Source organism: Woodsholea maritima DSM 17123 (genome assembly GCF_000382325.1).
GTDB classification, from domain to species: Bacteria; Pseudomonadota; Alphaproteobacteria; order Caulobacterales; family Maricaulaceae; genus Woodsholea; species Woodsholea maritima.
The window spans coordinates 296,552-308,648 of sequence record NZ_KB908056.1; the positions used below are offsets into that span (position 1 = coordinate 296,552).

Annotated in this window: 9 protein-coding genes; 3 read left to right on the forward strand and 6 right to left on the reverse strand. The window is 52.7% G+C overall.

What is annotated here, in order from left to right; genetic code table 11:
• Positions 1-9: 9 nt before the first annotated feature.
• The 4 genes from H151_RS0101500 to H151_RS0101515 form a co-directional block, all read right to left on the reverse strand.
• Positions 10-861 carry a TIGR01459 family HAD-type hydrolase gene (locus tag H151_RS0101500; protein ID WP_019959853.1) on the reverse strand — a complete coding sequence of 284 codons (852 nt, stop codon included), beginning with the start codon at positions 859-861 and terminating at the stop codon, positions 10-12.
• A gap of 59 nt (positions 862-920) precedes the next feature.
• Positions 921-1,229: a hypothetical protein gene (locus H151_RS0101505; RefSeq protein WP_019959854.1), complete on the reverse strand. Its 309-nt coding sequence runs from the start codon at positions 1,227-1,229 to the stop codon at positions 921-923.
• A 76-nt stretch (positions 1,230-1,305) separates the two neighbouring features.
• A complete protein-coding gene (locus tag H151_RS0101510) occupies positions 1,306-2,580 on the reverse strand; it encodes an EAL domain-containing protein (RefSeq protein WP_019959855.1) in 1,275 nt (424 codons plus the stop codon).
• 182 nt (positions 2,581-2,762) lie between these two features.
• Positions 2,763-3,416 (reverse strand): OmpA family protein, encoded by a 654-nt coding sequence (locus tag H151_RS0101515; protein ID WP_019959856.1) that lies wholly within the window; start codon positions 3,414-3,416, stop codon positions 2,763-2,765.
• Positions 3,417-3,738: 322 nt separating this feature from the next.
• Between H151_RS0101515 and H151_RS0101520 the strand changes: the two genes are divergently transcribed.
• Positions 3,739-4,026 (forward strand): co-chaperone GroES, encoded by a 288-nt coding sequence (locus H151_RS0101520; RefSeq protein WP_019959857.1) that lies wholly within the window; start codon positions 3,739-3,741, stop codon positions 4,024-4,026.
• Between the two features lie 52 nt (positions 4,027-4,078).
• Positions 4,079-5,728 carry a chaperonin GroEL gene (gene groL, locus H151_RS0101525; RefSeq protein WP_019959858.1) on the forward strand — a complete coding sequence of 550 codons (1,650 nt, stop codon included), beginning with the start codon at positions 4,079-4,081 and terminating at the stop codon, positions 5,726-5,728.
• A gap of 59 nt (positions 5,729-5,787) precedes the next feature.
• On the opposite strand, the gene H151_RS0101530 is transcribed toward groL, so the two are convergent.
• Positions 5,788-6,519, reverse strand: a complete 732-nt coding sequence (locus H151_RS0101530) for a hypothetical protein (protein ID WP_019959859.1) — start codon at positions 6,517-6,519, stop codon at positions 5,788-5,790.
• Positions 6,520-7,138: 619 nt separating this feature from the next.
• A complete protein-coding gene (locus tag H151_RS0101540) occupies positions 7,139-10,267 on the reverse strand; it encodes a TonB-dependent receptor domain-containing protein (protein ID WP_019959861.1) in 3,129 nt (1,042 codons plus the stop codon).
• Between the two features lie 633 nt (positions 10,268-10,900).
• Here H151_RS0101540 and H151_RS0101545 point away from each other — a divergent pair.
• Positions 10,901-12,004 (forward strand): hypothetical protein, encoded by a 1,104-nt coding sequence (locus H151_RS0101545; protein ID WP_019959862.1) that lies wholly within the window; start codon positions 10,901-10,903, stop codon positions 12,002-12,004.
• Positions 12,005-12,097: the final 93 nt, after the last annotated feature.

Genomic DNA, 12,097 nt, shown 5'->3' on the forward strand with positions numbered 1-12,097 from the left:
TCTCGCCCCTTAATCCCAGATCAGCGCCGGTGCGAACCATCGCACCGGCGTTTTATAGGGGGCTAAGAGCGCCTCTATATCGCCGCGTGTGGCATCGCCCTGAACCTGGTGGCCAAAGATGCCCGCCGTGATAAACAATGCATCCATGCCCTCACGCGCCGCGCCGATCAGATCGGTTTCGATACCATCGCCAATGGCCAGTATCCGGGCGGGATCGCGATGGCCCAGCCCGGCATTTTCCAACGCATTCAGGGCCAGATCATAAATTGGCGGATGAGGCTTTCCGGCGAAAATGACTTCGCCGCCAAGCTGGCTATAACGCTCAGCCAGCGCCCCCCCGCACGGTAACAGGCGATCGCCATTTTGCACGATCTTGTCCGGGTTCGCACAGACCATGGGAAGATGGCGCAGCTTGGCTTCGCGCAACAGATCTTCGTAATCGGCGACGCTCTCGGTTTCATAATCCACCAGACCGGTGCAGGAGATGAAAGCGGCCTCCTTCAAGGGCGCGAAATCCAGCCCCGTGCCCTCATAAATCTCATCATCCCAATCAGGCCCCAGCTTATAGGCCGGTCCAGGGGCCAAACCGCTCAGCGCCGCATGGGTCGCATCGCCCGAGGTGACAATATCGTCCCACAGACCCGCGTGGGCTCCCTCACGGGCCAATTGATCCTTCAAACCAAAGGCGCGCTGCGGCGAATTGGAGATCAGGACAATCGGCTTACCGCTGTCGCGAAACTTGGCCAAAGCGTCCAAGGCGACAGGCAAGAGGCCTTTGCCATCACGGATCACACCCCACACATCACACAAAATCGCGTCATAATGGGCGGAAATATTTTTTAAGGTCACAGGTCCAGTCATGCCCACTTTGGAGCAAGACCCAGGGTGAAATGCAAGAGAATTTAAAGTGACAGCTGCACTTAAGCCAGACCCAGCACCGGCGACAACCGCGCCAAGCCGATAATCAACACCACGCTGGCAAAAACCCGCGCCCAATGCAATCTAGCCGAACGAATTGGCCCCATGCCGGGGCGACGCGCGATCACCTGTAACCAGGCAAAGCCCAGCCCCCCACAGCCCAAACCAATGGCAAAGGCGGCTAGAATAATCGCGACATGCGTCATAGGCAGAACCAGCGCCGGTCCCGCCATATAGAGACCACACACAAAAGCGACATCAATGGCGAGCCATTCCGCAAAAAAGGGAATCGTTTGATCGGTACGCGTCATGCGCGCAATTAGACCGGATCAAGATGTCGGTTTAATGACGACTGAATGAGTTTTAAAAGACAAAAAGGTTAATGACTTAGCTGACCATACGGGCCGGTACGCCCGTCTCAGCCATCACGTCCTCGCGCACGGGACGCGGCTCACCAAATAAATGGCCCTGACCATAGGCGACATCCAGGTCGAGAATCTCCACCACCGTGCCTTCGGTCTCAATTTTCTCGGCAATCAAATCAACGCTATAGCGCGCAAACAGGCCCGCAATATCCTCAGGCGCGATCGCGCCCGGCTCACGTCCGGCAATCGGCTCCGCCTTGCGGGTGGCTTCAATCAAGCGTTCCCCGCCCACCTTCATGAAGCGCACGCTGGCGCGCTGCAATTCGGCCAAGTCGACATTTAAATTCGTGACTTGGTCGATAGAAAAGCGGAAACCAAAATCAGCCAAACGCGACATATTACGTGCCGCAATGGCCGAGCGATTTAAAAACGCGCTCTGAGGCATTTCAAAAATCAAAGAGCCCGCCAAATCTGACTGGCGGCGCAGGAATTCCAAGAAATCTGGAAAGAACGTCTCATCCTGTAAAGAGCGCGGTGAGATATTGCAGAAAATCCCAATCCGACGATCCGATTTGGTCAGGCGACGCACAATCTGCACACAGCGGAAGAGAAGAAGGTTATCAACTTCAGTAATCAGGCCCGCTTCCTCAGCCGCACTTAAAAATGCGCCCGGTGGAATGATCTTGCCCTCATGATCACGCAGGCGCGTAAAGCCTTCATAGAAATACGTCCGGCGCTGAGGCAAGGTCACGATAGGCTGCAAATACAAATCGACGCGATTTTCATCGAGCGCCTCTTGCACCACGTCGGCATCAACACCGCCGCGCTTGATATTGGGCGAAAGCTCACCCGAATGCGTGCCCGCCTTTTCCAGCTTCGCGATCAGTTCGGCGATGACATTTTCTTCGGCGAGATTGGCTTGAGGCACGGTCGGCGCCTTCTCATCCACCCAATGGCGCTCAATCTGATCTTGCAGAACAGCCTCAGTGCGCTGAGCAATCTCATGGGTATCGTGCACTTCGCTTTGCAGCTGTTCGACCCGGCCAGATAACCCTTCCAGCTCATCGAGCAGCGACATATTCGCCGCGCGCATTTCATGAAGCTCGTTTTCGTATTTCGCGCGCTCTTCCACCCGCGCCGCCGCGGAGTGAACCTGGCCCGCCAACAAGAAAACCATGGCCCCCATCAGCCAGGCCAAACCGGTCGACATCAAGCCAAAGCGCTCAAACGCCAGGGCTGCGACAACCGCAACCAGCGCATAAGTGATCACCACTAAAATATCTGTCGCACGAGGCATCACGGGCTTAGGTCTTTATCTCAGGCCAGAAATACAAAGGTTCATCCTGAAGTAAGTCATGATTCTGACCATGTATCTAACCTCAGTACAGACCTATTTACAGTTTATTAACGACAAACGCGCCCCACCCTTAAGGTGAGGCGCGTTCATAGTGTCAAATTTAAACGCCAGGCGTTAGATCTTTAAGACGCAGTGTGCGGCGCGATCTTGATCTCAACACGGCGGTTTTGCGAACGCCCCTGAGGGCTGTCATTGCTGGCGATCGGTGCGCTCTCGCCCATACCCGCCACGAAGAAGCGGTCACGAATGACGCCTTGGCCGATCAGATAAGAGGCGACAGAGGTCGCACGACGCTCAGACAATGCCTGATTGTAATCCGCTGCGCCGGTTGAATCGGCATGGCCCACCACGTCCACATAGGTCGCGGGGAAGGTCTGCAAAACGTCAGCCACGTCATTCAATACAGGAACGAATTGCGGCTTGATGCGCGATTCATTGGTGTCGAAGGTAATGTCGCCCGGCATCACCAGGTAGAGGTTTTGACCTTCACGGCGTACGCCAACGCCAGACCCGCGCAGACGCTCGCGGAAGGCGCGCTCTTGGCGGTCCATATAATTACCGATGCCCGCACCGGCCAAGGCACCGATCCCGGCACCAATCAGGGCGTTGGTACGGCCTTCTTCTGAATCATTGGTATTGGTGAGATAACCGAGCAGGCCGCCAGCCGCCGCACCGATCAGCGCGCCGCGCCCGGTGTTATTGGCATAAGTGTTGCCGTACTGGTCGGTGGTTGTACATGCAGCTGTCACAACCAAAGTCATGACGATGGCAATCATGGAACGCAATAATGTGGTCACAGCGACCCTCCCTCGAAAACGTGATTAAGCCAGACCTTAACCTGTCGGCCCCCAAAGCGCTATGGGTGTTTAAGCGACAATCAGATGAATATAGCTTGAATGGCGTTGGCCTGCTTTGGTTCCCAAAAAAGTGCAAGAATTTTTGACCAAAGTGTGATCACCCCCCTTGACGCTGGACGATGAGCCCCCTACTTCCAGCAGCGTTAGCAGCCACACCCCTCGAGTGCTAATGCTCATGTGGCGCTAATGCTTGGATATAACCCTAGAGCCCTTATGGCTCAACTTTTAGGAGCGAGACGCGATGAACTTCCGTCCTCTACATGATCGCGTGCTGGTAAAGCGCGTTGAGGAAGAAGCCAAAACCAAAGGCGGCATCATCATTCCTGATACCGCAAAGGAAAAGCCTTCCGAAGGTGAAGTTGTTGCCGTTGGCGGCGGAGCCATCAAAGACGATGGTTCGGTGCGTGCCCTCGACGTGAAAGTGGGTGACCGCATTTTGTTCGGGAAATGGTCGGGCACCGAAGTCACTGTAAGTGGCGACGAACTGCTGATCATGAAAGAATCCGACATTTTGGGCGTTCTGGCCTAAAGCCTAATCACACCCATCTCCCCATTTAACCCCAAACAGAGGGAAAAAGATCATGGCTGCTAAAGAAGTCAAATTTGGTGCCTCTGCCCGCGAGCGCATGCTGCGCGGTGTAGATATCCTGGCCGACGCCGTCAAAGTGACCTTGGGTCCTAAAGGGCGTAACGTTGTCATCGAAAAATCTTTCGGCGCACCGCGCACCACAAAAGACGGTGTATCGGTTGCCAAAGAAATCGAGCTGGAAGACAAGTTCGAAAACATGGGTGCCCAGATGGTCCGTGAAGTGGCCTCTCGCACCAATGACGAAGCTGGTGATGGGACCACCACCGCAACCGTTCTGGCTCAAGCCATCATCCGTGAAGGCATGAAGTCTGTTGCCGCTGGCATGAATCCTATGGATTTGAAGCGCGGCATCGACAAAGCTGTGGCTCTGGTTGTTGAAGAGATCAAAAACGTCTCTACCCCGATCAAAGGCTCTTCTGAGGTCGCTCAGGTCGGTACGATTTCTGCCAATGGCGAAAAAGAAATCGGCGATATGATCGCTGAAGCCATGGAAAAAGTCGGCAATGAAGGCGTTATCACGGTTGAAGAAGCTAAGTCTTTGGCAACCGAGCTGGAAGTTGTTGAAGGTATGCAGTTTGACCGCGGCTACCTGTCTCCATACTTCGTGACCGATGCGGACAAAATGGTTGCGAACCTGGAAGACCCCTTCATCCTGCTGTTCGAGAAGAAAATCTCTTCGCTTCAGCCGATGTTGCCGATCCTGGAAAGCGTTGTTCAGTCTAACCGTCCTTTGCTGATCATTGCAGAAGATGTTGAAGGCGAAGCTTTGGCGACCTTGGTTGTCAACAAGCTGCGCGGCGGCCTGAAAATCGCTGCCGTTAAAGCCCCTGGTTTCGGCGATCGTCGTAAAGCCATGTTGGAAGACATCGCGGTTCTGACCGGCGGCCAAGTGATCTCTGAAGATCTGGGCATCAAGTTGGAAAACGTCTCTATCGACATGCTCGGTACGGCGAAAAAAGTCGCAATCACCAAAGACGACACCACGATTGTTGATGGCGCTGGCGAGAAAGCCGACATCGAAGGCCGCGTTTCACAAATCCGCGCTCAGATCGAAGCCTCGACCTCTGATTATGACAAAGAGAAGCTGCAAGAGCGTCTGGCGAAACTTGCTGGCGGTGTTGCCGTGATCAAAGTCGGCGGCGCGACCGAAGTTGAAGTGAAAGAGCGTAAAGACCGCGTTGATGATGCCTTGAACGCAACCCGCGCTGCGGTTGAAGAAGGCATCGTTCCTGGCGGTGGCGTTGCCCTTCTTAAAGCCTCAAAAGTGCTTGAAGGCGTTGAAGGTGAAAACAACGATCAGACCCAGGGCGTGGCCATCATTCGCCGTGCGATCCAGGCTCCGATCCGCCAGATCTGCGCCAATGCCGGTGTTGAAGGCTCTGTCATCGTCAATGAGATCCTGGCCAACACCAATGCAAACTTTGGCTATAATGCTCAAACCGAAGAATACCAGGACCTGGTAGACGCCGGTGTGATCGACCCCGCTAAAGTTTGTCGTACGGCGCTTCAAGATGCGGCCTCTATCGCGTCTTTGATGATCACGACCGAAGCAGCGGTTGCTGAAGCCCCAAAGAAAGATGCCCCAGCTATGCCTGCCCCTGATATGGGCGGTATGGGTGGTATGGGCGGCATGGGCTTCTAAGCTCAACGCCGTTTGGCACCAAGAGAAAGGGCGGCTCAACCGAGCCGCCCTTTTTTGTTTTACTGAACCACCTTGGTGTAGCTCACCAAACGTTCCGGCAAGAAATTCATGAACTTATACTGCCAGCCTGCGGGGACCATAAAGGTGGATGTATCCATATTATATTCCCAGCACCGGGCATCTTCTAAATACTGCTCCGCGCTCATCGCATCTTTTCGGATATAGACTTGAACAACCTGGCCGCCATTATTGGCGCATAAGCGGGTCATGGAGAAGAGGGTGTCCGTCCCAACGCTCGTCCAAACATTCAAAGCGGTAGGCACATTGGTATTGATCGTCAGCTCACCTTCATTAGCCCCTGCGGCCACAGCGCCTTCCAAGTCTTCCAGGCGACTTACAAACTCATCCGGTGCCACACCCACGGGGTTTGTCGGTGAATTAAACAAAACCCCGCTGGTCCAGGCGCGGTTGAGCACGGCGTTTTGGCCCTGACGCCAGCTCACCGTGGTGCAATCCATCAGATAGAATTGAACCTGAGACTTCGCCTGAACCGCCATCATCAAAAGGGGAGCAATTGTGGGCAGAAAGTTTGGATTATTAGGGTCTTCCGCCACAAAAACCGGACGGCTGACCCCCGGGCTGCACTCATTGACGTCATTAAAATTGCCATAAACCAGCAAGCCACCGTTGGAATACTCCACGACCGTGGGCACCGCCCAGCCCGAATACCCATGGGCAAACGCTGAAGACGAAAAAAGAGCCCAAAGGCCCGCACAGATTAATTGCTTCATGATGTCTCCCCTGAAGACCAAAAGGCTAAAAACACACCCAGTGTGTGCAATAAGAGAGAGTGCGGCTGCGGACATCAATTCGCAATTTAAGATTTTATGACAAGCCAAACTTAGGCCTTAAGTTGAGAAAGAATTTAAATAAATGCTCTTATAAAAAAGGCGACCAAATGGTCGCCCCCCCCAATCGACATCCCATTTTATCGGGTTTCAATGGGCTCCAACGCCCCTTCAGGGAGAGGGGTCATCAAAGCATCTTAATCAGACGGATTAGAGATTGGCGCAAAACCCCGCTTATGAATAAAGGCAATGATAGTGCTGTCACCGCACTCCCTCGCACAGCTCGCCAGGCAAAGCTGCTTCACGCTAGACCCGGCTGGCAAGGCGTGACAGCTTTGCATGTAACAGGTATGAAAACAGGCTTGGTCATCGGGCTCGCTCGCATGGGCCGTCTCGATCAAGGCTAAACACGATAGGCTTGTGGCTAACATAAATCGCATTGTGGCCTCCCAAATGATGCAATTTACGCCAAAAAGTCGAACGCTCGCTTTCATTCGTGACGACATAAAAAAAAGGCGGCCCAATGGACCGCCTTAAGTAACAAAGAGGAACGCTCGCGTGATTAGAAGTGCTTAGTCACGTTCAAGAAGAACGTCCGACCACGCAAGTCGTATCCGACACCGCGAATGGGAGACCCATTGTTGTTTGTCAGATCTGGCGCTTCATCAAAGACGTTGCTGATACCACCACGCATGATCCAGTCACCCATGTCATAACGCGCTGACATGTCGTGTACCCAGTAATCGCCTGCGTCGTCGTAAGACCAGCATTCGGCTTCGCCAGCTTGAACACATGGGTTCAGGCCAGAGGTAACTTCGTCGATTGGATCATCATTGGCTTCAATGAAGTTATCAACAAAGCGAGATTGGAAAATGAAGCTCATATCTTTGTAAGACAGAACGTTGGTGTAGCTCAGGCGCCAGCGTGGGTTCCCGAACTCACCCAGATCGTCATTAATCTGCGTGCCTTCAGCAAGATATTCTTCTTCGGTTTGGCTCAGCATGTAGGTTGAACGGAAGATACCGCGATACCCAATTTCACGCTCAGTCCAAGGCGTATTAAAATCAAAGTCGAGTTCGAAGTTGTAATCGATCCCTTCAGAGATTTGCTCGCCCAAGTTTTGGTTCAAGGCTTCAACGAATGACACCTCACCAGTCGATGGGTCACGTTGGATGAACGCACACTGCGGGTCGTTCAAGCTTGGTGAATTATAGCACCGCCCAACAATGGTTGCAGCTGTCAACGCATCAACTTCGTCTTTCACAGCAATGTGGAAGTAAGTCGATGAGAACTGGAAGCCGAAGCTATCAAACCATGGCTGTTGGAAAACAATACCACCTGTGAAAGCGTCAGAGGTTTCTGCGCCCAATTCTGGGTTCGAACCGCTGGCCACTTGGGTGGTTGCGCCCAAGAAGACTGGGCTTGATGTTCCAAGACCTTCTACGCCAAGGCTGGTTGGATCATTGCCCGGCAGATTGAAGGCACCGCCCCCATTGCGACAATTGGCCAGCAAGGTCGGATCGCGCGTATCCAGTGCAGGATTGTACAAACGCACTTCTGGGGTTGATGGATCATTGTCATGATCGACGAATGGCACCGCAATACCTGGAACGCGGCAAGGATCGCTTGGGTCTGCGAAGCCCGTTACACGCCCGCCGAATTGCTCACCCAGGTTAGGCGCGCGGAAAGACGTGCCATAGGTGGTGCGGAAACGCAGCCAATCGGTCGGTGCATAAGTCGCCTGGATACGATAGGTCCAGTGTGCACCAAAGTTCTCTTCCTCAGTCCAGCGTGTGGCCAAGTTCAAAGACAGCTCATCCGCGAAAGGACGGTCGTGCAACAAGGTTGCCTCAACCTCAGCAAACGCTTCCATCAAAGAACGAGAGCCGTTCGAACCTGGATCGCCGAAGAAACCTTCGAAATCACCGCTCGCGGTTGCCGCATCGGTTTCGGTGCGGATAGACTCATCGCGGTATTCGAAACCCAAAACGCCGCTGACAGGGCCATCAGGAAGGTTGAACAAATCACCAGAAATAAAGCCGTTGAAGATCGCCTGATCAACATAGGTGTTGGTGATACGGTTCGGCAGGAAGTATTCATTGTCCGCCTGATCCGCAAAACGACCTGTGGTGATGAATGTCTGATCGAAGAAGTTCAATGGGCGACAGGTTGAAACAACAGATGTGCCGATTGAATCACACACGATATTGCCGCTACCATCGTCATGCGTATTAGACATAACTTGGTTGAAGCGTGACTTCAGGTAGTAACCATTTACGCGGTCAAAACCCTCAGAGCGGCTGAAGCTACCGTAAACATCGTAGTTGAAGTTGTTGAAGCTTGGCAGCAAGCGATCAACGAAAGGCAAGTCACCTTTCAAACCACCGATCAAGCGGGTTTGAGAGACTTCGGTGAAGTTCTCAGCACGGTTCAGGAAGTACAAAGTACCTGCTGCTGGGCCTGCCGCATTTTCAAATGGGTTGTACGCATAGTCAGCGGTAAACTTGATGTTACCTTGACCAAAGCGCGTGGTTTCGCTGCGACGACGCGTGTGAGACGCTTCGTAGTAAGCGGTCATGTTTGGCGCAAGCTCAAATTCACCCACAGAATAAAGCGAAAGACGCTCAAGGTCAGGCGTGAAGCTAGACTGCAGCTCTTCGGGATGCAACAGCAGCAAACGACCATTTTCGCTTGTCGGCAACAACAGATCTGGCGTTACGTCGATACTAACCCAATCAGCGGGCAACAGACCAGACGCAGCCGTACCTGGAACCAGGCCAACATAGCCTACGCCATTCACGCTGGCCGAACCAGCACCGAATGAACCAGCACAGGTTTCGTAGATTTTACCGCTTGTACCTTGGGTGTAGCTTGATTGACAGATCCCAGAATAAGGCTCGTAGAAGCTACCAAACTCGCCACGGGTGTGACCGTCGGTTTTGTTATACTCAAGCGCAAAGGCCATAAAGCCATTGTCAAAATCTTTACCGTAGGTCGCAGAGGCAATGTATTGCCCGTTATTACCGTCCATTTGCGGGAAAGTTTGATTGAAATCAATGGTGAAGCCATCGAAATCGGTACGAAGAACGTAGTTTACAACACCCGCAACCGCGTCAGAACCGTAAACAGAAGACGCCCCGTCCAAAAGCACATCAACACGTTGGATCAAAGAGCCCGGGATCATGTTCAAGTCTGGTGCAGAAGGCGCGCCACGTACACCCGCAGGTGCCAGGCGACGACCATTAACCAGAACCAAAGTCCGGCCCGCATCCAAACCGCGAAGACCCGCAGTCGCAGACCCAGGACCGTTATCAGACAGCAAGCCCGCGGATGTAGATACACCCGTGGTGATCTGCTGACCTTGAACAACTGTTGTTTGATTGAGCAGCGCCGATGCATCGATCAAACCCAAATCACGACCAAATTCACCGTCAATGGTCTGAATTGGAGACATAGCTGAAAATTCGTTACGACGAATGCGCGAGCCCGTTACGACGATTTTGTCGCCTTCTTGAACGTTGCTTTCTTGAGACTGTTCAGATTGATCTTGAAGCTGCACAACGGCAGGATCATTTCCCTCTTGCGCTGAAGCATTTGCTTGCGCAAAACTTGCGCCTGCAAACAACACAACAGCCGCACTACTTAACAGTGTGCTACCTACCAGGGTATCACGTAGTTTTTTTCTTGACATTATTTTCCCCTTTTTACGCTTGTATTTAAGATTTTTTTACAAGCTGCTGAAGGGTATAAATTTATTTATCTGAGCTGGTAGGACGCTGCGTCATCACTTTGAGACCAAAGCGTCATAATGCGTTTATTATGCCACACTCATACGACCAAATGGCCACGCCATTGCGCATTTTATGGTCTGCTTTTTAACACAAGAACTCACAAAATTTTCACATAATTCAACAGGATAGCCACGTTGAGAAATAATTAAGTATTCAAAACATTACAATGTGTTAATGCAAAATTTAGATTCGAATTACACATATCTAGTTCGGACACATATTACATTTTTATTGAATCAAATTTCTTATCATTACCTAAAGATGCGCACTTACTTAAGTTCAACTTGTAGGCGCCAAATGCACAACTTTCAAACCCCTTTAAGTCCGGACTCATTGCCTCTTTCAATGACATAATCATGTCATTTCGGGCGCACTAAGGTTATGAATTCATGAGGCTATAATCTTAAGCTGTATACGGATTTTATGCGCGGCGGCATGCTCGCAAAGCTGTTTCATGACATCGAATTAAGCTGAGCGACGCCTTGAAGTAATCTTGGCTCAATTATGGTCCTTTCACAGATTGGGAGGACATAATGCGAACCTTACTGACAACCCTTTGCTTGGCTCCGCTGATGATCTCAGGATCCAGTTGGGCACAAGAGCCTCAAACCCAGACGCGTATTCTCATCGTCAATGGCGAGCGCTATGAGTTGAGTGAAGACGCCGAGGTTTCCGACATCTTAGAAACCTCTGAGCGTGCCAATACTGCGCGCGGGCAGAAAATCTATGAGTTTACGTCCTTAGACGAGGCTGAAATTGAAATTTTGGTCGATGACGCTATGCGCGTGGTTCAGCAAACCCTTGCTGAAGCCGAGGTTAATTTTGCTGGCAGCATCGTGATCGACTTGCAAGATGAAAACGAGGTTGAGCGCGTTTTCATCCATGGCCCCGACGCCCCACCCCCGCCGCCTGTTCCGCACGACATTCATGTGCGCGTGCGCGCCAATATAGATCACGCCTTGGCGCAAGCGAGACGCGACAATAGTCGCGAAAATGTCCGCGCCCGCATCATTCGCGATGTCACACGCGCCCAAGCCCATGCTGAACGCGACCATGCCCGCGAATTAGCGCGTATGGAGCATCGCTTGGCCCGTAATGAGGCGCGCACAGAGCACGATCTAGACCGCGACATGCGCCGGGTTTTTATTGAAGTGGAACGTGAAGCCCGCATCGCAGAAGCGCACGGACGCCGCGCCGAGGCCCAGGGCCGCCGCGCTGAGCGTATGGGCTTAGAAGCCGGTGTCGTCGGCCTTCGCGCGGGCATTGAAGCCTTAGAGATAGCCCTGCGTGAGGGCTATGTTGAAGATGACAATGGCCGACGTGAGATCACCCGCCGTGAGCGGCGCGAATTTCGCGAGAATATCGAAGATATGCGCAAAAACTTAGAGGATATGGAAGAACAAATCGCAGAGCTGCCTTCTGCGCGCCACATCGCCTCTCGCATGGAATGGATTGAGCGCGCACCGCGTGCACCGCGCGAGCCCCGCATCACCCATGGCAGCTTGCGCATCGAAGAAAGCGATAATGGCTCTCTTCGGGTTTGGGAAAATGGCCAGGAACTGACCGGCGATGAATTAACCGCATGGCTCAATGACACAGAAGCCAGCCGCCTCGCCGGTGGGCCCGAGAACGACTAAGCATTCATCCAGACATGAGCATAAAAAAGAGGCCCGGTGAAAACCGGGCCTTTTCAAGATTTGGTTGGTCGATCAACGGTGGTCTCCTCCCCG